This is a genomic window from Enterobacter sp. MGH119, from assembly GCF_001037675.1.
GTDB lineage: Bacteria > Pseudomonadota > Gammaproteobacteria > Enterobacterales > Enterobacteriaceae > Enterobacter > Enterobacter hormaechei_C.
This window is the reverse complement of sequence record NZ_KQ089929.1, coordinates 436,947-458,503: the sequence shown is the minus strand read 5'-3', so window position 1 is coordinate 458,503 and position 21,557 is coordinate 436,947. Positions and strand designations below refer to the sequence as shown.

The 21,557-nt window shown below is 55.5% G+C and carries 19 protein-coding genes; 1 reads left to right on the top strand and 18 read right to left on the bottom strand.

Going from position 1 to position 21,557, the window contains the following annotated elements; translation table 11 throughout:
• Positions 1-81: 81 nt before the first annotated feature.
• The 15 genes from cpsG to SK53_RS01975 all read right to left on the bottom strand — a co-directional run bounded on the left by cpsG (position 82) and on the right by SK53_RS01975 (position 15,791).
• Entirely contained in the window at positions 82-1,452 is a 1,371-nt protein-coding gene (gene cpsG, locus SK53_RS02045) for a colanic acid biosynthesis phosphomannomutase CpsG (RefSeq protein ID WP_048208385.1), read from the bottom strand.
• A gap of 109 nt (positions 1,453-1,561) precedes the next feature.
• Entirely contained in the window at positions 1,562-2,998 is a 1,437-nt protein-coding gene (cpsB, locus tag SK53_RS02040; protein WP_003863522.1) for a mannose-1-phosphate guanyltransferase, read from the bottom strand.
• A gap of 3 nt (positions 2,999-3,001) precedes the next feature.
• The gene (gene wcaI, locus SK53_RS02035; protein ID WP_048208383.1) at positions 3,002-4,225 is read right to left on the bottom strand and encodes a colanic acid biosynthesis fucosyltransferase WcaI; all 1,224 of its coding nucleotides are present in this window, start codon (positions 4,223-4,225) and stop codon (positions 3,002-3,004) included.
• Positions 4,222-4,701, bottom strand: a complete 480-nt coding sequence (locus SK53_RS02030; protein ID WP_003863519.1) for a GDP-mannose mannosyl hydrolase — start codon at positions 4,699-4,701, stop codon at positions 4,222-4,224. The genes wcaI and SK53_RS02030 overlap by 4 nt, the downstream gene beginning before the upstream one ends.
• A 2-nt stretch (positions 4,702-4,703) precedes the next feature.
• Positions 4,704-5,669: a GDP-L-fucose synthase gene (locus tag SK53_RS02025; protein ID WP_015572377.1), complete on the bottom strand. Its 966-nt coding sequence runs from the start codon at positions 5,667-5,669 to the stop codon at positions 4,704-4,706.
• A 2-nt stretch (positions 5,670-5,671) separates the two neighbouring features.
• A complete protein-coding gene (gmd, locus tag SK53_RS02020) occupies positions 5,672-6,793 on the bottom strand; it encodes a GDP-mannose 4,6-dehydratase (protein WP_003863514.1) in 1,122 nt (373 codons plus the stop codon).
• Between the two features lie 24 nt (positions 6,794-6,817).
• Positions 6,818-7,366, bottom strand: a complete 549-nt coding sequence (gene wcaF / locus SK53_RS02015; protein WP_003863512.1) for a colanic acid biosynthesis acetyltransferase WcaF — start codon at positions 7,364-7,366, stop codon at positions 6,818-6,820.
• 16 nt (positions 7,367-7,382) lie between these two features.
• Positions 7,383-8,129, bottom strand: coding sequence for a colanic acid biosynthesis glycosyltransferase WcaE (wcaE, locus tag SK53_RS02010; RefSeq protein WP_003863510.1), 747 nt, complete (start codon positions 8,127-8,129; stop codon positions 7,383-7,385).
• Positions 8,130-8,145: 16 nt separating this feature from the next.
• Complete coding sequence (gene wcaD, locus SK53_RS02005; RefSeq protein WP_003863508.1) at positions 8,146-9,366, bottom strand: colanic acid polymerase WcaD; 1,221 nt, start codon at positions 9,364-9,366, stop codon at positions 8,146-8,148.
• Entirely contained in the window at positions 9,341-10,558 is a 1,218-nt protein-coding gene (wcaC, locus tag SK53_RS02000) for a colanic acid biosynthesis glycosyltransferase WcaC (RefSeq protein ID WP_048208380.1), read from the bottom strand. Before wcaC ends, wcaD begins: the two co-directional genes overlap by 26 nt.
• A complete protein-coding gene (gene wcaB, locus SK53_RS01995) occupies positions 10,555-11,046 on the bottom strand; it encodes a colanic acid biosynthesis acetyltransferase WcaB (RefSeq protein ID WP_003863505.1) in 492 nt (163 codons plus the stop codon). The genes wcaC and wcaB overlap by 4 nt, the downstream gene beginning before the upstream one ends.
• A complete protein-coding gene (gene wcaA, locus SK53_RS01990) occupies positions 11,046-11,888 on the bottom strand; it encodes a colanic acid biosynthesis glycosyltransferase WcaA (protein WP_003863502.1) in 843 nt (280 codons plus the stop codon). Before wcaA ends, wcaB begins: the two co-directional genes overlap by 1 nt.
• 151 nt (positions 11,889-12,039) lie before the next feature.
• Positions 12,040-14,202 carry a tyrosine-protein kinase Wzc gene (gene wzc / locus SK53_RS01985; protein WP_015572374.1) on the bottom strand — a complete coding sequence of 721 codons (2,163 nt, stop codon included), beginning with the start codon at positions 14,200-14,202 and terminating at the stop codon, positions 12,040-12,042.
• 2 nt (positions 14,203-14,204) lie between these two features.
• Complete coding sequence (wzb, locus tag SK53_RS01980; protein WP_003862078.1) at positions 14,205-14,648, bottom strand: low molecular weight protein-tyrosine-phosphatase Wzb; 444 nt, start codon at positions 14,646-14,648, stop codon at positions 14,205-14,207.
• Between the two features lie 6 nt (positions 14,649-14,654).
• Positions 14,655-15,791: a polysaccharide export protein gene (locus SK53_RS01975; protein WP_003862079.1), complete on the bottom strand. Its 1,137-nt coding sequence runs from the start codon at positions 15,789-15,791 to the stop codon at positions 14,655-14,657.
• A gap of 693 nt (positions 15,792-16,484) precedes the next feature.
• Between SK53_RS01975 and SK53_RS01970 the strand changes: the two genes are divergently transcribed.
• Positions 16,485-18,068, top strand: coding sequence for a TerC family protein (locus tag SK53_RS01970; protein ID WP_023314474.1), 1,584 nt, complete (start codon positions 16,485-16,487; stop codon positions 18,066-18,068).
• 113 nt (positions 18,069-18,181) lie between these two features.
• Here SK53_RS01970 and asmA read toward each other — a convergent pair whose 3' ends face one another.
• The 3 genes from asmA to udk form a co-directional block, all read right to left on the bottom strand.
• Positions 18,182-20,032 (bottom strand): outer membrane assembly protein AsmA, encoded by a 1,851-nt coding sequence (gene asmA, locus SK53_RS01965; protein WP_048208378.1) that lies wholly within the window; start codon positions 20,030-20,032, stop codon positions 18,182-18,184.
• 23 nt (positions 20,033-20,055) lie between these two features.
• Positions 20,056-20,637, bottom strand: coding sequence for a dCTP deaminase (gene dcd / locus SK53_RS01960; protein WP_013097886.1), 582 nt, complete (start codon positions 20,635-20,637; stop codon positions 20,056-20,058).
• Positions 20,638-20,728: 91 nt separating this feature from the next.
• The gene (gene udk / locus SK53_RS01955) at positions 20,729-21,370 is read right to left on the bottom strand and encodes a uridine kinase (RefSeq protein WP_000130320.1); all 642 of its coding nucleotides are present in this window, start codon (positions 21,368-21,370) and stop codon (positions 20,729-20,731) included.
• Positions 21,371-21,557: the final 187 nt, after the last annotated feature.

Below are 21,557 nucleotides of genomic sequence, written 5' to 3'. Positions count from 1 at the left end.
CCTCTCCCCAAAGGGGAGAGGGTGTTCAAGTTCCCTCTCCCCTTTGGGGAGAGGGTTAGGGTGAGGGGTAAGGTTTTCTTTTTACTGATTCAACAGCGCCAGAATGTCCTTCGTTCGGGCTTCCATCAGCGCGGTGTCAGCGCGGGACTCCACGTTCAGGCGCACCACCGGCTCGGTATTGGACGAGCGCAGGTTAAAGCGCCACTGCGGGAACGCCATGCTGATACCGTCGGTACGGTCAATCTCCAGCGCATGAATGGCAAAGTGCTGTTCCACGCGGGCAATGGCCTCAGCGGGCTGTGCCAGTTTGCTGTTGATCTCCCCGCTGGCCGGGAACGCCGCCATGCGGTCGCGCACCAGTTCGCCCAGGCTCTGCCCTTTCAGGCACAGCAGCTCGGTCACAAGCAGCCACGGGATCATCCCGCTGTCGCAGTAGGCAAAATCACGGAAATAGTGGTGGGCGCTCATCTCGCCGCCGTAGATGGCGTCTTCCTCACGCATACGCTCTTTGATAAACGCGTGGCCGGTTTTGGACATCACCGGCTCGCCGCCCGCGGCCTTCACCACGTCGACGGTGTTCCAGGAAAGACGCGGATCGTGAATGATTTTCGCCCCCGGGTTTTTCTCGAGGAACGCTTCCGCCAGCAGGCCAACGATGTAGTAGCCTTCCATAAACTGCCCTTTCTCATCGAACAGGAAGCAGCGGTCGAAGTCGCCGTCAAAGGCGATACCCATATCGGCGCCGTGCTCAATCACCGCGTTGCGGGTGTCGTCGCGGCACTCCGGCAGCAGCGGGTTAGGAATACCGTTCGGGAAGTTGCCGTCTGGCGTGTTGTGCACTTTGACGAAGGTCACCGGCACGTTCAGCGCCTTAAAGCGGGCTTCAAGTGCATCGACAACCGGGCCTGCCGCGCCGTTGCCGGAGTTAATCACCAGCTTCAGCGGTTTGAGGTTTGCCACATTGATGTAGCCCAGCAGGTGGTCGATGTACTCTTTTTGCAGGTTAATCTGCTTATAGCTGCCGCGTTTTGCGTCGTTAACCGGCGGGAAGTCGTTGGCCTCGGCCAGACGCTGCACGTCGCGCAGGCCGGTGTCGCCGCTGATAGGACGGGCGCCCTTGCGCACCAGCTTCATGCCGTTGTAGTCCATCGGGTTATGGCTGGCGGTAACTTCGATACCGCCGTCCACGCCCAGGTGGAAGGTGGCAAAATAGATCTCTTCGGTACCGGAAAGGCCAATGTCCAGTACGTCGACGCCCGCGTCCTGTAGCCCTTTCGCCAGCGCCAGCTTCAGGGATTCGCTTGTCAGGCGCACGTCGCCGCCAAGCACGATAGTTTGTGGTTTCAGGTATTCGCCGTACGCGCGGCCGATGCGCCACGCAATGTCTTCGTTCAGCTCTTCGCCCAGCTTGCCGCGAATATCGTAGGCTTTAAAACAGGTTAATTTTTCCATGATGACCCCTTTTTCAGGCAACAGTTGGCCCTGACCATGTAATGGCCAAATTTATTTTTTTCATTCGTAGGCCCGGAAAGCGCAGCGCCACCGGGCATGATGCGGAGTGCTACACGCGCCCGTAGCGATCCTGGAAGCGGATGATGTCGTCCTCTTCCAGATAGGAGCCGGAACGCACCTCAATTAAGTCGAGCGGAATTTTCCCCGGGTTTTCCAGACAGTGCGTGGCGCCCAGCGGAATATAAATGGACTCGTTTTCACCGAGCAGCTTCACTTCACCGTCGATGGTCACTTTGGCGGTCCCTGCCACCACCACCCAGTGTTCGGCGCGGTGATGGTGCATCTGCACCGACAGCCCTTCTCCCGGCTTCACGGTGATGCGTTTCACCTGATAACGCTCGCCGGCGTCGATGGAGTCATATTTGCCCCACGGGCGGTAGACTTCACGGTGAATATGGTGTTCGTGGCGACCATCGGCCTTGATCTTCTCCACCACTTTTTTAACGTCCTGCACGGCATTACGGTCGGCAATCAGCACCGCGTCTTTGGTCTGCACGACCACCAGATCCTTCACCCCTACCGTAGTGACGAGGCCAGATTCGGCGTAGACGTAGCTGTTTTCCGTTTTGTGGCTGATCACATCCCCGTGATGGACGTTACCCTCCGGGGTATGCGCGCTGATCTCCCACAGTGACGACCAGGAGCCGACGTCGCTCCAGCCCGCATCCATCGGTACCACTACCGCATCTGCCGTACGTTCCATCACCGCATAGTCAATGGACTCTTCCGGACAGGCGAGGAAGGCTTCTTCGTCCACGCGGATAAAATCGAGATCCGGATCCACCACCGCCATCGCTTTTTCGCAGGCGCTTAAGATATCCGGGCGATATTTTTCCAGCTCTTCCAGGTAGCGACCGGCGCGGAACAGGAACATACCGCTGTTCCAGTAGTATTCACCGCTGGCGACATACGCCTGCGCGGTTTCCAGATTCGGTTTTTCGACAAACTGCGCCACGTCAAAGGCCACGCTGTCGCCTTCACCAGGCGTAACGCTGCCGCGGCGAATGTAGCCATAGCCGGTTTCCGGGAGATCCGGCACGATGCCGAAGGTCACCAGCTTGCCGTTCTCAGCGTAAGGAATCGCGGCGCGTACCGCGTCGCGGAAGGCCTCTTCCTGCTGGATGACGTGGTCAGCCGCCAGCACCAGCATCAGCGGGTCGCAGTCCGGGCTGCTGCGTTTTGCTGCCAGCGCCGCAAGAGCAATGGCAGGCGCCGTGTTGCGTCCGGCAGGCTCCAGAATGATATTTTCGGTCAGTTTGTTCAGCTGGCGCAGCTGCTCGGCAACGATAAAGCGGTGCTGCTCGTTACAGATCACCACCGGGCTTTCACACTCCACGCCGTGCAGACGGTTAACCGTCGTTTGCAGCATGGTGAGGTCGCCTTTCAGGCACAGAAATTGTTTTGGATAAAGCACGCGGGACAGTGGCCACAACCGGCTCCCGGATCCACCCGCCATTACGACCGGATACAAAGTGGTTTGACTCATGATTTATCCCCGTATATCTGCAATAAATTGGCTCAGCACGTTCTCTTTCTCGAGCGTGCGTTCGGCATATTCACGTGCCACCGTGTTCTCTTTTGGCATGGCGAGTGCCTGCTCAATTCCGGTCACCAGCGCAGGAACCGATTCAGGCTCTACGCAAACGGCAATGCCCGGGTAGCTGTTGCACAGCTGGCCTAATTCTGTTGCGGCTTCTGCCGTAATCACCGCATTTCCGCCCACTGCCAGAATGTTGGTCAGCTTGGACGGCAGCACCGCATCCGCCGCGCCGCGTTTTTGCACCACCAGATGGCAGTCCGCCATTTTCAGCAGCGCGGGCAGCGCGTCATAAGACTGAAGCGGGAAGAAGCGGATGTTGGTCAGTCCGCGCTCGCTGGCCATTTTTTCCAGCCGCGCTTTACCACCGCCCTGCCCGACTATTACGAACATCCACGGGTGTTCGCTCAGCTGAAGCGCGGCGTCAATCACGCTCTCCAGCCCCTGTTTTTCGCCGATGTTGCCTGAGTAAAGAATGATTTTTTGCTCAGCAGGCAACCCGAGTTGCGCGCGCAACGCCTGCGCGTCCTGGTCTGTCACATCGCGGAAGCGCGCCACTTCGGACCAGTTCGGAAAGAAGATCACTTTTTCCGCCGGGACGCCCTTCTCCTGCGCCTTGTTCATCATCGAGCGCGAGATGGTCGAGACGTAATCCACGTTGTGCAGGCCGCTGCGCTCAAAGGCGCTGGCGAGCTTCGCCACCTTGCCGCCCTTGCCTTTCCCGGCCATACCCAGCCCGAGCATGGCGTCCACTTCATAATCCTGAATGTGCAGCAGGGTGCGCGCGCCGGAGAGTTTTCCCAGCAGGCGCATGCCTGGCGTGCAGAACAGGGTCGGCACCACGCCGATGATGCGATCCGGCTTCCAGCGACCCTGCGCCATCAGCGGGAAGAAACTGCTCAGGGCAAAGCTGCCCAGATGAATTAAACGTTTCAGCGTCGAGGGCTGTTTCGGCACGTAGAGCGGGCAGCGCCAGACGGTCGCGGCGCCCTCTTCGCGGCGGTAGCGCCAGCTGGAATAGCGTTCGCCTACCTTCCACTCCGGGTAATACGGCGGGGCAGTAATCACCCGCACGTCATGTCCCTGGCTCGCCATCCACTCGACCATCTCGCCGGTGTATTTCCCGATACCGGTAAGCTCCGGCGAGTAGTTAATTCCGTAGACGAGGATTTTCATAGACCTGGCACCTCGGCCTGACGTTCCGCAAGGAAGTACGCCCGACTGTTGTCATGGACGTTGTCGCTTGCCAGCAGCGCCTCTGGCGTTAACCAGCGGTAATCGTCATGCTGAGAATCAGGCAGACGCAGGTCTGCCTCACTCACCTTCAGGCGGAACCCCAGCACGACGTAGTGCGTGGTGAATCCGGTGCCTGAAAAGTTATCGTCATAGAAGTGCTGCCAGACCCCGTAAAACTGGCCCGCTGCCATCGGCAGTTGCAGGCCCAGTTCCGCCAGAGTGAGACGCTCAAACGCATCGGTAAGCGTCTCATCCTTCTGCACGCGCCCGCCGGGCACGAACCAGAAGCCCTGTGCAGGACGATTGGTTCGTTTCCCCAGCAAGAACTCGCCGCGTTCGTTCTCCACGATCAAATCAATTGAGATCAGCGGAGTGGAACGCACTACCGTGGCAAAATCTTCCTGACTTAAAAACATCATTACCCCCGGAAGCGGTGCTGGTTTTCCAGGAACCACTGGTAGGTGCTGGCCAGCCCCTGCTCCAGTGAGACCTCGTGATACCAGCCCAGCTGATGCAGACGGGTCACGTCCAGCAGCTTGCGCGGCGTGCCGTCCGGTTTGGTGGCGTCAAACACCACGCGTCCTTTGTAACCCACCACCTGCGCGATGGTCTGCGCCAGCTCGCGAATGGTGCAGTCCACGCCGGTCCCGACGTTAATGTGCGACAGCATCGGCTCGGTGTTTTCCTGCCACACTTCGCGATCCAGCTCCATGACGTGAATGCTGGCCGCCGCCATATCGTCCACGTGAAGGAACTCGCGCATTGGCGTACCGCTGCCCCACACCACCACGTCCGGGGCGTTTTCGGCAGTCGCCTCGTGGAAACGACGCAGCAGCGCCGGGATCACGTGGGAATTGCTCGGGTGGAAGTTGTCGTGCGGTCCGTACAGGTTGGTCGGCATCACCGAGCGATAGTCGCGGTTATACTGACGGTTGTAGGATTCACACAGCTTGATCCCGGCAATTTTGGCAATCGCATACGGCTCGTTGGTGGCTTCAAGCGTGCCCTGCAACAGTTCGCTCTCGGCGATCGGCTGCTTCGCCATTTTCGGGTAGATACAGGATGAGCCGAGGAACAGTAGCTTATTCACGTTGTGCAGATGCGCCGCGTGAATGATGTTGCTCTCAATCATCATGTTCTCGTAGATGAAATCCGCCGGGTAGGTATTGTTAGCGACAATGCCGCCCACCTTCGCCGCCGCCAGATACACCTGGTCGATACGTTCGCTGGCGAAGAAGTCCTGCACCGCTTTGCTGTCAAGCAGGTTTAGCTCGTCGCGGGTGCGAACAATCACCTCCACGTCGCCGCGCTGTTCCAGCTGGCGAACAATCGCGGAACCCACCATTCCGCGATGACCGGCGACAAAAATACGTTGTTTTGTCATTCTCAGGACTCCAGCGCGATGGCAACCTCGTAGCCATGGGACTTGAGCAGGGAGTGTTTTTTCGCTGCTTCAAGATCTTTGGCCACCATCTCGGATACCATTTCTTGCAGGGTGGTTTCTGGTTTCCAGCCCAGTTTCTCGTGCGCTTTGGTTGGGTCGCCCAGCAGGGTTTCCACTTCAGCAGGACGGAAGTAACGCGGATCAACCTGGACAATCACGTCGCCTGGCTTCACGCCCGGTGCGTCATGGCCGGTCACGGAAACAACGATACCCTTCTCTTCCACGCCGGTGCCTTCGAAGCGCAGCTTGATGCCCAGCTGTGCCGCAGCCATCTCAACGAACTGACGTACGGAGTACTGCACGCCGGTCGCAATCACGAAGTCTTCTGGCTGCTCCTGCTGCAACATCATCCACTGCATTTTCACGTAGTCTTTCGCATGGCCCCAGTCACGCAGGGAATCCATGTTGCCGAGGTGCAGGCAAGACTCCAGGCCCTGAGCGATGTTAGCGATCGCGCGGGTGATTTTGCGGGTCACGAAGGTTTCGCCGCGACGTGGAGATTCGTGGTTGAACAGAATGCCGTTACAGGCGTACATGCCGTAGGATTCACGGTAGTTCACGGTGATCCAGTAGGCGTACAGTTTCGCCACAGCGTACGGAGAACGCGGGTAGAACGGCGTGGTCTCTTTCTGTGGAATTTCCTGCACCAGACCGTACAGCTCAGAGGTGGATGCCTGGTAGAAACGGGTTTTCTTCTCAAGACCCAGGAAGCGAATCGCTTCCAGCAGACGCAGGGTACCCATGGCGTCCACGTCAGCGGTGTACTCCGGGGACTCGAAGGAAACCGCAACGTGGCTCATCGCCCCCAGGTTGTACACTTCATCCGGCTGTACTTCTTGCAGGATACGGGTCAGGTTGGAGGTATCGGTCAGGTCGCCGTAATGCAGGTGGAATTTCGGGTTCGCCGCGTGAGGATCCTGGTAAATATGATCGACACGCTCGGTATTAAATGAAGAGGCACGACGCTTAATACCGTGAACTTCATACCCTTTTTCCAGCAGTAACTCTGCCAGGTAAGAACCATCCTGCCCGGTAACGCCGGTGATGAGAGCGACTTTAGACATGTTTATATTCCTCTACTTATGAATTTAATCAGTTTCAACGCGTTCGCGTATCACCACTGCGGGGTTGCCACGGCAAATTTTATTTGCCGGAAGCGATTTAAAAACGCTGCTGCGGGCACCGACTACCGTGCCATCGCCAACAGAAACACCGGGTGCAACAAAGACGTCTGTTGCCAGCCAGCATTTTTCACCGATCACAACAGGCGAAGCGGTAATATCAAAATGCGGGCTCATAAAATCGTGGCTGCCGGTGCACAAATAACACTTCTGTGAAACCACCGAATTTGCGCCAATCGTAATCTCACCAAGGGTATATAACACTGCGTCATCCCCAACCCAGGCGTAATCCCCAAGCGTTAATTTCCAGGGATAAGTAATTTTCACCGAAGGTCGAATGACTACGTTTTTTCCTATTTTTGCGCCAAACAGACGCAGTAAAAATGCGCGCCAGCGGTACAGTATTTGCGGCGACCAGGCAAATAACGTTGCCTGTACAGCCCACCACAGTTGAACTTTAATACCGCTCCCGCCCCGAAAACCTTTCGGTACGGAGAATCCATTTAATTCCTGCATTACGTTTCCTTATATCTCAGGCTTTGTTATATAAGGCTTTCGCTTTACCCGTCGTTTTCAGACGTAAGAAATAAGATAATTCCGCCCAGAACCCCGGCACGCGTAATATTTTACGCTGCACGTTTTTGGCATCCTGGCACAGTTCCAGATTATTCGAGGTTGACACGCCGCCCATTGAAAATTCAGATACCAGTCCTTTAATTCGACGGAACGGGTAGCCAGATTTGTAAAGGCTGGCGGCCAGGGCATAATCTGATGACACTTTATAGCGCAAATCGTAAGGCTGTTTTTTCAGGCCGCTCATTGGGAAGAAAATAGCCTGATGGCTGGCCGGGAGGCTGTGGTAGATATACCAGCCTGGTTTCGCACCGCGCAGCACTTTTTTCCCCTCGCCGAAATCAAGCAGCGCATCACCGATAAACATGGCATCTTCTTTCTGGCGCGCCAGCTGACGGGCAAACAGCGCCACATCTTCATGGAACACATCGCCGGAATTGAGGAAGATGGCGTAACGCCCCTGCGCCATGTTGATGCCTTTATTCATGGCATCGTAAATGCCTTTATCTTTCTCGCTGATGTAACGTAAGTTGAACTCACCGTTGAGTTTTTCCAGGAACTCCGCCGTGCCGTCGTTCGAGCCGCCATCGACCACGATCCACTCAAACGTGAGGCTCGGATCGCGCGCCAGGTTGCGCAGCGAGCGCCAGGTTTTTACCACCCCTTCGTAGTTACGAAAGGCGACAGTAATGACGCTAAGAAACATAAATCACCTCATTTCGTCATACGCTCGTAATATTCAGCGCCTTGCGCAAAATAAACGGACATACAATTAAGAATGCATATTCCGGGCTAAATATTGACCCGGTAAAAAACAACGACACCGGTGTGAACAGATAAAGTTGCACGCGAAAGTTCTGGTTATCACCAAACGCGTTAATCATCATTTTGAAAACTTTAAACAGATACCACAGTGTCAACAGTACGGCGAACCAGGAAAAATAGATAATTAACAGATACAGACCATTGTCTATGGTTTTACCGACATCCGCACCGTTAAAGATTCCGAATGATGCAACATATTCATAAAGTGAGCCGAATCTTACTACGCCATCTATATGGGTTAAGGAATAACCCACCATCACCAGTGGACCAATGATGCGATAATAGGACGATGAACCTTCCGTTCCCAAATCACCCAGACGCTCAGAAATGTACGGAAACGCAAATATCACGCCCACTAAAAATACCGTCAGAGAGATTATCGCCAGCGGCAGCTTTTTCTTAATCGCCTCTTTGTTCAGGTACTGGAACGCCCACTCCAGCAGGTAAAACAGAATAAACGTCATTACCCCGGAGAACGACCCTGACAGAACGATTCCTGCAAGAATCATAGCATCGGTCTTGGGGGTTTTGATACCGAACTGTTTGATGCTGAGCCAAATTGAGATTAATGCCAGAGCAAAAAACGCCGGTTCAAAATAGAGCGCGGTTGTACGCTTGCCACCAAACTTAATGAAGTTCAGTACATAGCTGTTACTGTATATAAGATATTTCGAAATTATTTCCATCAGGCTGCTTCCGCCTGTGAGAATAATTTGCGCCATCTCCATTGCCGCAAGCACAACAATCAGCCCGACGACAATATAAAAGAACCTGAGGATTTTCCTATAATTGTGCGGAGAAATAGTTTTAAAGCGAATACTCCACACCATGCCAATAATGATAACGATATAAACAAACAGCATGGTGGAGGTGACATATTTGCTGGCGTCCAGCGACTGACCAAAGATGTAGTTAAACGCCGTAAGACCAAACCCGATGCCCAGCGCAATCATCAGCTTTTTGAGGTTAAGCTTGTCAACGTAAAGCAACAGCAGAACCGGCAGGAAGGTGACGATAGTGATCGGGAAGCTTTCGCCGAGCTGGGCAATCTTAACGTTGACCAGCAGGTAGATCAGCGGCAGCAGCAGATAACTACAGATTCTGATAGAACGAGACATACTCCTCCAGCATCTGTTGTCCACTGTACGCTTTACGGCTGCGGTTGCGGAACGATTCCAGGTCAGTGCCAAAAACAGCCTGCGCGATATCGGCCTTCGACAACTGCACCAGCGGCAGCACCTCGTTTTCACTGAAGGTTTTACCGCCGGATTTCTCCAGCACTTCCCGCGCGGCGTCGCTGTGGGTGGCAATCACCGGTACGCCGATGGAGAGCGCTTCGCACAGGATCAGCGGGTAGTTGTCCACGCGGGAGCTGAACACCAGCGCGTCCATACCGTTGAGCGCGCTCATCAGTTTACGCTTGTCGGTTTCAAACCCGTGGTTCACCACGTTAGCGCCTTCGAACGGCGAGAATTTGCCAAAGGTATGCAGTTCAATTTTGTCGCCGAGCGCAATCATGTCGCGCACCAGCTGCTGGTTGGTTTTGCCGTCGTAACGCAGGTCATGGGCGACGACCGCAATTTTCGGCTTACCGGCGGTAACGGCTACGGGCGTCAGTTCGGCCAGGATCGTTTCCGTCGCCACATCAATACCGTTGTTGATGATCTGGCAGCGCCCTGCTCCGTACAGGCTATTAAAAGCGTCCGCCACGTGCTGGCTTGGGGAGATAAAGGTGCAGCCGAGCGAGAGCATATCGCGGAACAGCTGACGCTTACCCTCAACCAGCTGATGCGCGCGATCGACCTTCACAGGCGGGTAGTTGCTGAGCGTAGGGCATTTCTGGCAGTTATCTTTCCAGCCTTCGCAGCCGTCGGTAAAGGCGCAACGTCCGGTCACGCTCCAGTGGTCGTGCAGCGTCCAGACAAATCGGGTATCCGGCTTGTGCGCCTTCACCTTGCCACAAAACGCCACCACCTCCTCCAGATTCAGCCAGTAGCTGTGCAGCACGTGGAAGTGCAGCACAACCGGGCCGCGAGTGCGGGTGACGGTGCGGTAGAGATTATTCAGGTTGCCGAACAGGTCGCGGTTAAACAGGCGGAACAGCGCAATATTGGCGATGGAGGTCAGACGTGGCGTCTGCTTCAGCACCTGCGGATAGTTATCATGGCTGACGCTTTTCTTGCCACCTTTGCCGTAACCGTAAACAAAGCGCGACTGGAGTCCTTTTTGCAGCGCGCGCTGGTGCAGATCCAGCGCTACGCCTGCCGCCCCGCCCTCTGCGAGGCGTACGTTAAATTGCAGAATGTTCATTTTATCACCTTCACGCGGGCTTTCTCGCCCACCACCAGCGCGTTGTCCGGAATGCTGTCCAGCACCACGCTGCCTGCGCCAATCGTCACGTTATTGCCCACGGTAATGTCCCCGATCATCACCACGTTGGCGCCCAGCTCGACGTTATTGCCGATGACCGGGCAGGCCAGGCTGTCCGGCCCGCGGTTGCCGATCGTCACCCCGTGGCGAATGGTGAAATCATCACCCGCGACGACGAACTTGTTGATGACCACCGCATAACCGTGATGAATGGTAAAGCGGCGGCCAATGGTGGCTGCGGCCTGAATTTCATAGCCAAAAAAGCATTCGGTGATGATGCGGTACAGCACCAGCACCGGCGCGGCCCAGATATTGTTCAGCACATTTTTTTTGCGCCACACCGAGCAAAAGTGCGCAATACGGTAGGCCAGAACCATGCAGCACGGGCGCAGGCTCCAGCTGTTAGCGCGACAATCTTCCAGAAACATTATTTCCCCCGAAGCCCGTCAGCCAGACGCTTGCCGTTACGTACCGACAGCAACGTCAGCAACGTGCGCCAGTTCATGCGCTTGTTACGGATCTGATACAGGGTGAAGAGCTGATACTTCCGGCTGGCACGGTCAAACTTGCCCTTGTGCTTGCGGTAAAAATGGAAGTAGCCCGAGAATTTCTTCGGCGACGAGGTGATTTGCATCTCCCCGTGATTGATGTGCAGGATCTGCGTGGCCTCTTCCACCTTCCACGGCTCGCCGTACTCCACCACCATCCGCAGGAAAATGTCGTAATCCTGCGCGGCCTTCAGCTCGGTATCGAACAGGCACTCCTTAAAGCGCCATGCCCAGGTAAACACCTGGTTGCCGATAATGTTGCGCTTGTAGAACAGGCGGCGGGAATACGGTGATTTCGGATACAGCGGCAGGCTGGCCGGCTGCGAATAGACCTCGCCCTGGCAGACATAGTCATTGGCATACAGAAACGCGTGGGTCACCAGCTGCGCTTTGTGCGACAGGAAGATCGACAGACGGTTTGGCGTCCATTCGTCATCGTCGTCGATACCGGTCAGATACTGCCCTTTCGCCTGCATAATCGCCTGGTTGCGCACCGCACACGCCCCGGAGTTGATAGCGTTGTGCGTGTACACCACGCGCGGGTCGTTCAGGTCTTCAACAAACTTTTGCAGTTGTTCGTAAGAGGAGGAACAGTCATCCACGATAATCAGTTCCCAGTTATCGTAATCCTGACGCAGGACCGATTTAATCGCGCGGATCGCCAGCTGCTGACGATTCCATGTCGGCATATAGATAGAAATCAAAGGGCGTTGTGTGGTCATATTTTCCCCTCACCCCGGCCCTCTCCCCATAGGGGAGAGGGTGAAAGGCATCCAGTGGTTATCATTACGTTCGTCCCCCAAATCCAGCACCGAACAGTCCCCTCTCCCCTTTGGGGAGAGGGTTAGGGTGAGGGGTGTGGGGTGCATTTTGTTATTTACTGTCAGACTTGTATTCGTACTCGTAATAGCCGTAATCCTGATACCCGGTCGCGCGGCGGAAGATGGAGTTCAGAATGACCCCCTTCACCTCAATACCGTTCTGCTCAAAGCGGCTCAGGCTGGTTTCCACTTCCTTCAGGGTATTCACCGCATAGCGTGCGACCATCAGCGTGGTGCCCGCATGACGCCCTACCACGGCAGCGTCGGTGACCGCCAGAATTGGTGGGGTATCGATCAGCACCAGGTCATAGTTTTTGCTCGCCCACTCAATCAGCTGCGTAAAGCGCTCGCTCATCAGCAGTTCAGACGGGTTCGGCGGCACCTGGCCACGCGGGATCAGGTCAAATTTCGGAATCGACGTCGGCTTGGCGCTCTCGCTGATTTCCCCTTTACCGAGCAGGATTTCCGACAGTCCGTTAACGTTGTTGGTCCCCAGCAGCTCGTGGGTGTAGCCCTTACGCATGTCGCAGTCGATCAGCAGCACGCGCTTGTTGGTCTGGCTCACCACCGCCGCCAGGTTGGCGCAGACGAAGGTTTTACCGATTGATGGGCTAACGCCGGTCATCATCAGGACGTTGTTTTTGGCCTGCATCATGGCGAAGTGGAGGCTGGTACGCAGGCTGCGCACCGCTTCAATCGCCAGGTCAGTCGGGTTACCCACGGCCAGCAGCTGGCTCTGTTTGTAACGCTTGACGCCCTTAACGGTTTTGACGCTGTCACGGGACTTCTGCCACTCGGAGAGCGGGATGCTGGCGTACACGCTGATCCCGTTCTCTTCCAGCACCTGCGGGCTTTCGATACCGCGGTTGAACAGCGAGCGCAGCAGCACGCCGACAATGGAAAGCATCAGGCCGAGAATAATGCTGCCGAGGATAATCAGCGCCTTCTTCGGCTTCAGCACGCCCGGCTGGGTAATCGCCGGGTCAACGATACGCACGTCGCCGACGGTGCTGGCTTCGGTGATTTTCAGCTCCTGTTGTTTGTTCAGCAGCTGCATGTAAACCTGCTGGCCGGATTCCACATCACGCGTCAGGCGTACAATTTCCTGCTGCGTCTTCGGCATCGCGGTCACGCGGTCATTCAGCTTCGCCTTCTCTTCTTCCAGGGTACGACGTTTCTCCAGCAGCGTGCGGTACGCCGGGTGACGTTTGGTATAGAGCTTGGAAATCTCCGCCTCTTTGAAGGTCAGCTCGTTCAGCTGCGCATCAATATTCACCATGGAGTCGAGAACCGATTTCGCCTCCAGCGGCAGATCGACGGAATCTTTGTCCTGACGGTACGCGTTCAGCTTGTTCTCAGCGTCATCCAGACGGGCGCGCACCTCCGGCAGCTGTTTACTGAGGAACGCCAGGCTTTTTGCGGCTTCCGCTGACTTGCGCTCTACGTTCTGCTCAAGATAGTTGCGGGTGATGCTATTAAGGATGTCGCGGATTTGATCCTTGTCTTCACCGGTGAAGGTCATGCTCAGAACGCCGGTATCCTTGCCGTTTTCGGTGACGGTCAGGTTGTTTTGCAGGTTGTTGATCATCCCGAGCGTCGAGAATTTGGTGACCGTAAACTCCCCGCCCTCATGCGCCTGAATTGCGCTGACCTTGATGCTGACGCCCTCTTTAGTCAGCATCTGCCCCACCTCGCCGCGTGCGCTGAAGCCCGCGTCGCTGGTCAGCTGATACTGTTTTGGTCCCAGCACGGTCAGGGTAAAGGTTTGGTCCCCTGCCCCTTTTGGGATCACGAAGTCGGTCACTTTTACCGTATCGTTACTGCGCCCCATCAGGCGATCCCAGCCTGCGCCAAACACCGGGAAGGTGTTTTTGGTGACCGCGATATCCAGCCCCAGATCGTGAACCGTTTTGCCCAGTACCAGGCGCGACTGAATCAGCTGAATTTCGGCTTCCGATGCCGGCGGCTTGTTGGCCAGCGCCGAGCCGATATCCTGAACCAGCGAGTTTCCGGTATTTTGTTCGATCTGCACCAGCGCGTCGGCGCTGTAAATAGGCGTCGCGAACAGCGTATAAACGATCGCCGCCACGGCAAAAATGGCGGTAATACCCAGCACCCACCATTTCGCTTCAATAACGGTCCCGACCAGGCGACCGATATCGATTTCATCACTGCCCGACGTCGGGGCGGCAGAAGGTCTTGTTTTTTCTGTCATTGTTATCCCTGCTGAGCTTTCAGTGCCTGCGCCCACTGACGGGCAGACTGGTCTAGTAAGGTGTATACCGCCTCAAAGGCCTCGCGGCTCTTGCGATACGGATCGGGAATTTCGCGCTCACCATCCCAGTGACCAAACAGCATCACCTTGCCGCGCATCTCCGGTGCGATATCGCACAGCGCGTGAATGTGGCGTTTTTCCATCGCGAGGATCAGGTCATATTCTCGGCACATCCGGCCAGAGACCTGACGGGCAACGTGCCCGTCGAGTGAGAGGTTATGCTCAAGGGCAACGCTTGCGGCACGTTCGTCGGCACCTTTTCCGACCAGCGCGCCCAGCCCTGCGGAGTCGACCGTTAACGCAGGCTGGTAATTTTTCAACAGCCTTTCAGCCGTGGGGGAACGGCAAATGTTCCCCACGCACACCACCAGAATTTTGTTAAACATCGCGGCTTACCAGTTATGAACGTCGCTCGCCGTATCCGTCATGTAGCGAACGCCACTGATGGTAGGCAGCAACTGGTTGATCAGACGGTTCCAGCGGGCGACCGGCGCGGTGGTGACATAGACCACATCGTACGGCTGGAGACGGAACGACGTTGCCATGACCAGCGACGTCGCGTCGGACATATCCAGCTGGTAGATGTTGGCAATCTTGCCCTTCGCGTTCTCGCCTTTGATAGGACGGATCACGAAGATACCGCTGGCGTTGGAGGCGGTCAGGTCGATGCCTTCCGCATTGCCCAGCGCTTCGGTCAGGGTCATACCGCTGAAGTCCATCTTGAGGGTGCTCTGTTTCTTCACTTCACCCATCACGAACACTTTCAGATCGTCATTGCGCGGCACGTACAGAATGTCGCCCGGATAGAGGAGGCGGTTCTGGGTCAGGTCACCGTTTTGCATCAGCGCCTGAAGCGAAATGCGCTGCTCTTTGCCGTTGTGGGTTAGCACCACGTTGCGCCAGTCAGCGCCGTCGGTTAAGCCGCCTGCGGCATTGATCGCATCGAGAACGGTGAGCGGGACGTTAGTGATGGCCTGCTGGCCGGATTTATTGACCTGGCCAGAGATATAGGCTTTCTGGGATCGGAACGCGGCGATATTAACGTCCACCTGCGGGTCAGCAATGTACTGCGCCAGGCGGCCGGTAATATCACTACGGATCTCAGCAAGCGTTTTACCCGCGACGTGCACTTTGCCAATGTAGGGATAGAACATGGTGCCATCGGACTGTACCCAGTTACCGGTGTCGCTTGAGCTACGGTACTGGCCCGCAGGCGTGGTCAGCTCCGGGTGATCCCAGACGGTCACGTTAATGACGTCACCCGGACCCACGCGATACTGGTAAGAGGCAATTTCCTGGTCCAGAGACATATTTGGCTGAGCAACATTTGGACGTGGGCGTAATTGTTCCACCAGACGTGGGGTTAATGGATACACATTCACCATTTTGTCGAGATCAAAATCAGCATCCTGCTGTTTAATCACATCCTTGCCCATTGTCGACATATTGCTGCCGGGAAAGACCGTGCAACCACTCATCAAGGTCACAGACACCAATAATGGCATCAATTTCATTTTGGATTTCATCATTGATTATTTATCACTTTGGCAGAGTAATTATCCTGTGCAATTAAAATAAGCGCGGGTCGTGGTGACAATCAGAATGCAGTTAATCATTTAGCAATATAACTGGCATCAGTCCTAAAAAAAGCTTATTCATCCATTGGCTATTGACAGAATAATTGAGGCTGATTCACACGCTTTCAGGCACGCTACCGCCCTTGGCTTTCAGTTACCAATCCACTGACTAAACAATGCGTTATGGTTAGACACCCTCTTGGATAAGGCCTTTTGCGAAATATATCAAACGCCTCACAGGGGCGATTGATAATGTATAACCTTCACCAAAGACCGAAACAAAAATAGCAACAAGGAGTTTTAACATTTGATGCTGGAAGAATTGTTGCAGCTAACCTAATAGCAGGCAAGGAGACAACCGTCCTAATATTCGTTTTTAAGATTAATATTAAGAGCAAAGTTTTAAGGTTTTCGGATTTTCTTTATATTGACAAAATAGATCGCCGGACCATTTATTGCGATATTTCCTAAATAACGACTTCTGTAATTAAATCTTCGCAATTAACTTATTTACACCGCCCGGCAAATGGGGTTTACCTGAGTGTAGCATTAAGAGAAATCTCACCCCGGCATTGCAATTTCCGTCGGCTTTATCCATGATCGAAGTGTGACATTAGTCATATAACAGAAGGTATTGCATTTACTATGGAATGGATTGCCGATCCATCAATCTGGGCCGGGCTGGTGACGCTGGTCGTCATCGAATTAGTGCTCGGCATTGATAACCTGGTGTTTATCGCCATCCTTGCCGATAAATTACCCCCTTCACAACGCGACCGCGCCCGCGTGACGGGTCTTCTGCTCGCCATGGTGATGCGTCTGCTGTTACTGGCCTCAATCTCGTGGCTGGTGACGCTGACCAAACCCTTATTCAGCGTGCAGGGTCTGAGCTTTAGCGCCCGCGACCTGATCATGCTTTTCGGCGGATTGTTCCTGCTGTTCAAAGCCACGGTTGAGCTTAATGAGCGGCTGGAAGGAAAAGACAGTGAAAACCCCACCCAGCGACGCGGCGCTAAATTCTGGCCGGTGGTCGCACAGATAGTGGTGCTGGATGCCGTCTTTTCTCTCGACTCCGTGATCACGGCCGTCGGGATGGTTGACCATCTGGCGGTGATGATGGCCGCCGTGATCATCGCCATCACCCTGATGGTGCTCGCCAGTAAAGCCCTGACGCGCTTCGTGAACAGTCACCCGACTATCGTCATCCTCTGTCTGAGCTTCCTGCTGATGATTGGCTTTAGCCTGGTAGCGGATGGTTTTGGCTTCCATATCCCGAAAGGGTATCTGTACGCCGCCATTGGTTTCTCGGTGCTGATTGAGTTTCTCAACCAACTGGCCATTTTCAACCGTCGCCGTTTTCTTTCCGCGAACCAGACATTACGTCAGCGCACCGCAGATACGGTGATGCGCCTGCTGAGCGGCAAAAAAGAGGATGCCGAGCTGGATGCTGAATCCGCGGCGATGCTTGCCGACCACAGCGACGGGCAGATCTTCAACCCGCAGGAACGCCGGATGATAGAGCGCGTGCTTAACCTCAACCAGCGCACAGTGAGCAGTATCATGACCTCCCGCCATGACATTGAGCATATTGACCTGACGGCGCCGGAAGAGCAGATCCGTGCCCTGCTGGATAAAAACCAGCACACCCGCGTGGTCGTGACCGGCGGTGAAGAGGAAGAAGAGCTGCTGGGCGTGGTACACGTGATTGACCTGCTGCAACAGCAGCTTCACGGCGAGCCGCTCAACCTGCGCGCGCTGGTGCGCCAGCCGCTGGTCTTCCCGGAAGCGCTGCCGCTGCTCTCCGCGCTGGAGCAGTTCCGCAACGCGCGCACCCACTTCGCGTTTGTCGTTGATGAGTTTGGTTCTGTGGAAGGGCTGGTGACGCTCAGCGACGTGATGGAAACCATCGCCGGTAATCTGCCTAATGAGGTGGATGAGATCGATGCGCGCCACGATATTCAGAAAAACGCCGACGGCAGCTGGACCGCCAACGGCCACATGCCGCTCGAAGATCTGGTGCAGTTCGTTCCGCTTCCGCTGGACGAGAAGCGCGAATATCACACCATCGCCGGTTTGCTGATGGAAAATCTGCAACGTATTCCGCAGCCGGGGGAAGAGGTTCAGGTGGGGGATTACATGCTCAAAACCTTGCAGGTTGAGAGCCATCGCGTGCAGAAGGTGCAGCTGATACCGCTGCGCGGTGAAGATGAGATGGATTTTGAGGTGTAGGTAAAAAGCAAAACGGCAACCTCGTTGCCGTTTTTAGTGTTTGCTCCCTCTCCCCGTCGGAGAGGGCCAGGGTGAGGGCATCAGGCCGTACATGCCACCCGGCACAACAGGCATCACAGCTTATCGAGCAGTTTTTTCACGTCCTTACCTGACTGAGTCTCTTTATTGCGGTCCGCCCAGTCATTCAGCCGACGTTTCGCTTCATCCTGAAGGTGCTTACGCAGGATCTGATCGACCTGCAAACTGTAATTCAGCGCCTGCCATTTTCCGTAAACGCGCAGCGGTATCGGCGTCTCTTTCAGGAACTCTACAAGCTGGCCTTCGCCTTCCCAGCCAGCCTTCACGCGGACGTTGAAGCGGGTGTCTGCCGTCTCTTTCACCAGATCCAGCACGCCGGTTCCGGTCAGCGCCAGCAGTGACGAAGTGCCCTGCATGTCGTCAAGCGAGAGCTGACCGTTGTCGAGGGCAAGCTCACTGGTAAAGCTGTCGAGACGGGTTGCGCTGTCGTAGTTTTCATTCGCTTTCACGCTGCTGCTGCGCTCTACCGCCTGCTGCACCAGCTGCTGGAAGTTCAGCCCTTCCATGCGCGTATCTTTCAGCTCAACGTGCGCCTGCCCCTGCCAGCTACGACGGAAGGCATCCGCATCGATCTTCGTGCCAGAGAAATCCCCTGCCAGCGACAGCTGCCCCGTGAGGGCAATTGGGTAATTAAAGGCTTTCAGGATGGTGCCAATTTCAACGTTTTCCAGACGCGGCTGGAACGCGGCGCTGGCAACGTCTTTGCGTACATCCAGCGTGCCCGGCAGCGAGAGGTTCCCTGCTCCCATTTTTCCGCTGAGCTCGGAGATGACCAGCAGGCCGTTGTGGTTGAACATCTGGCTGCTGACGTCGGTAAAATCAATTCCACGCCAGCGCACGCTGTTCGCTTTCAGCAGAATGTCGGCGGTAAATCCGCGCAGGCCGTTGTAGTCAGGCAGATCGAGATTTGAGGAGATCACCGGACGCGACTGCGTGGCCTGGCTTTGCCCTACCTGCGTGGCTCCCTCATCGGTCGCGTTCACCGGTTGGAGCGGAAGCAAGTTCTCGAGATTCAGCTTGTCGAATTGCAGATCCAGCACCCACTTAGGTTTCTCATCAAGCGTGACGCTCGCCTGCCCCTTCAGGGAACTGTCGTTGGCCTGGAGGTTGAGCGCGTTCAGTTCGAGCTGTTTGCGCTCTTCATGCCACACCGCCTGCATCGTGCCCTGGCCGGCAATCCCCTTCGCGGGTAAATCCGCGCCGGTCAGCTGCCAGTTGAGCTGCTGAACGTCCGCCGTCAGCTGGTGCGGATAGTCAGAAGCGTTCACGTTTGCGTTCATCGACAGGTTGAGATCGCGCTGATTGCGGTTGATCCGCCCGGAGAACTCCATGGTGGCGTGATGATTGGCGTCCTGCTCCATCCTGAGATTGATATTGCGTACGGTGATCTGTTCGTCATCCTCATGCTGGAAAACCAGCACGCTGTCAGCAACTTTCAGATTACCAATATCGAACGACCAGCCGGTATCAGAGGGGACGTCAGGCAAGGTGTTTTCACGCGGTGCGACCGGCGCATCCGCCTGACGAACGGCTTCGGTTTGCGGCGTAAGCTGAATCACCGCCCCTTTCAGCATCACCTGTTCAACCTGGAGCTGATGGGATAAGAGCGGGATGAGCGCAACATCAAGACGCATGTTATCCGCCGTCACCAGCGGCTGCGCGGCGCCCGGCGCGGTGAGCGACATACGTCCGGAGAGAATGCTGAGCTGCGGCCAAACGTGCCAGCGCAGGGGCCCGTCCAGCTTGAGTTCATACCCGCTGCGCGCTTCCACCTGCCGCACCATGTAGGCCCGGAAGTCATTCGGGTTAACCAGCAGCACCAACGCTGAAAGGCCAGCCACCAGCACCACCAGCAAAATCATCAGCGTTGTCAGAACTCTTCTCATGGCTTCCTCAGTGAACTCACAGATCAGTCTTTATCGATACGACTGGCAACCGCACCCTGCTGGTCGCGATATTTTGCGTCCTGACGGCGGTTATAAGGACGGTCTGCCGGGCCGGTCAGCGGTTCGAAGCTCAACGCACCAATCATCATTCCCGGACGAAGCGCCAGCGGCAGTTTACCGGCGTTAAAGAACTCCAGCACGATACGGCCCGACCAGCCCGGATCGATACGGTGCGCGGTGACGTGCACCATCAGGCCCAGACGCGCCAGGGAAGAGCGTCCGTCAAGCCAGCCGACCAGATCCGCAGGCAGCGTGACCGATTCAAAGGTCACCGCCAGCGCCAGTTCGCCAGGATGGAGATAAAACGCCTCTCCTTCGTCGATGACGATTTCGTCGCTCATGACGCGATCCAGCGCCGCGCTGACTTCGTCTTTCGGCCCGCTGAGGTCGATAAACGGTGCCGTGTGGCCGCTGAAGGTGCGGAATTTATTCCCCAGACGCACATCGACGGTCACGCCGTTAATACGCTCAACCGGCGGACGCGGGGTGATAGACAGGCGGCCTTCATCCAGCCAGGCTTCTATATCGCGGTCACAAAGACGCATGGCACTTTCTCCTTTCGTGCATCGCGCCCTGAAGCCTTACGGCGTCAGGGCAAAACCAGGTTATCTCTGAACGGTACACAATTCACACGGCTTATTCAAAAAACTGACTGATTTTCGCTTTTAAGATATCAATGGCAATACGGTTTTTACCGCCACGAGGCACGATAATATCGGCGTATTGTTTCGAAGGCTCAATAAATTGCAGGAACATCGGGCGAACGGTTTTCTGATATTGCGCCATCACCGAGTCCATGGAGCGGCCACGTTCATTAACGTCGCGTTTGATACGCCGCATCAGGCAGATATCCAGAGGAGTGTCGACGAAAATCGAGAAGTTCATTGATTCGCGCAGACGGGCGTCGGTGAGCAGCAAAATCCCTTCAAGGATAATCACCTTCTTGGGCTCGATACGGATCGTTTCCTGGGTGCGGGTATGTTCCACGTAGCTGTAGACGGGCAGCTCAATTGCCTCGCCGCGCTTTAGCGCTTCCAGATGCTGGAACAGCAGGCTGTGATCCATCGCACTGGGGTGGTCGTAGTTGGTTTTTACGCGCTCTTCCATCGAAAGATGGGATTGATCTTTGTAATAGCTATCTTCGGGAATAACACCGATATGCTCATCACCCACTTGTTCACGTAGTTCGCGATAAAGCGTACTGGCAATAAGACTTTTACCTGAAGCCGATGCGCCGGCGATGCCTATGATGACGCACTGATGAGACTTATCAGTCATAAATTTAGCGACCTGATTAACCTGGATGTAAGGAAGGACGACGCCGGAGCGTCAAACGCGGCAATTATAGGGATTTCGGGGGCGTGATACCAGTCGAATGCGCAGGTTATGCGAGGCGGGCTGAAAAGCGCCGTTTCACGCCTTTAGCGAAATTTTTACGCGCGGATTTTCACCATTTCATCACCAT

Coding starts and splice junctions, on each gene's coding strand:
- cpsG (WP_048208385.1), bottom strand. CDS start 1,452: ATGGAAAAATTAACCTGTTTTAAAGCCTACGATATTCGCGGCAAGCTG.
- cpsB (WP_003863522.1), bottom strand. CDS start 2,998: ATGAGTCAAACCACTTTGTATCCGGTCGTAATGGCGGGTGGATCCGGG.
- wcaI (WP_048208383.1), bottom strand. CDS start 4,225: ATGAAAATCCTCGTCTACGGAATTAACTACTCGCCGGAGCTTACCGGT.
- SK53_RS02030 (WP_003863519.1), bottom strand. CDS start 4,701: ATGTTTTTAAGTCAGGAAGATTTTGCCACGGTAGTGCGTTCCACTCCG.
- SK53_RS02025 (WP_015572377.1), bottom strand. CDS start 5,669: ATGACAAAACAACGTATTTTTGTCGCCGGTCATCGCGGAATGGTGGGT.
- gmd (WP_003863514.1), bottom strand. CDS start 6,793: ATGTCTAAAGTCGCTCTCATCACCGGCGTTACCGGGCAGGATGGTTCT.
- wcaF (WP_003863512.1), bottom strand. CDS start 7,366: ATGCAGGAATTAAATGGATTCTCCGTACCGAAAGGTTTTCGGGGCGGG.
- wcaE (WP_003863510.1), bottom strand. CDS start 8,129: ATGTTTCTTAGCGTCATTACTGTCGCCTTTCGTAACTACGAAGGGGTG.
- wcaD (WP_003863508.1), bottom strand. CDS start 9,366: ATGTCTCGTTCTATCAGAATCTGTAGTTATCTGCTGCTGCCGCTGATC.
- wcaC (WP_048208380.1), bottom strand. CDS start 10,558: ATGAACATTCTGCAATTTAACGTACGCCTCGCAGAGGGCGGGGCGGCA.
- wcaB (WP_003863505.1), bottom strand. CDS start 11,046: ATGTTTCTGGAAGATTGTCGCGCTAACAGCTGGAGCCTGCGCCCGTGC.
- wcaA (WP_003863502.1), bottom strand. CDS start 11,888: ATGACCACACAACGCCCTTTGATTTCTATCTATATGCCGACATGGAAT.
- wzc (WP_015572374.1), bottom strand. CDS start 14,202: ATGACAGAAAAAACAAGACCTTCTGCCGCCCCGACGTCGGGCAGTGAT.
- wzb (WP_003862078.1), bottom strand. CDS start 14,648: ATGTTTAACAAAATTCTGGTGGTGTGCGTGGGGAACATTTGCCGTTCC.
- SK53_RS01975 (WP_003862079.1), bottom strand. CDS start 15,791: ATGATGAAATCCAAAATGAAATTGATGCCATTATTGGTGTCTGTGACC.
- SK53_RS01970 (WP_023314474.1), top strand. CDS start 16,485: ATGGAATGGATTGCCGATCCATCAATCTGGGCCGGGCTGGTGACGCTG.
- asmA (WP_048208378.1), bottom strand. CDS start 20,032: ATGAGAAGAGTTCTGACAACGCTGATGATTTTGCTGGTGGTGCTGGTG.
- dcd (WP_013097886.1), bottom strand. CDS start 20,637: ATGCGTCTTTGTGACCGCGATATAGAAGCCTGGCTGGATGAAGGCCGC.
- udk (WP_000130320.1), bottom strand. CDS start 21,370: ATGACTGATAAGTCTCATCAGTGCGTCATCATAGGCATCGCCGGCGCA.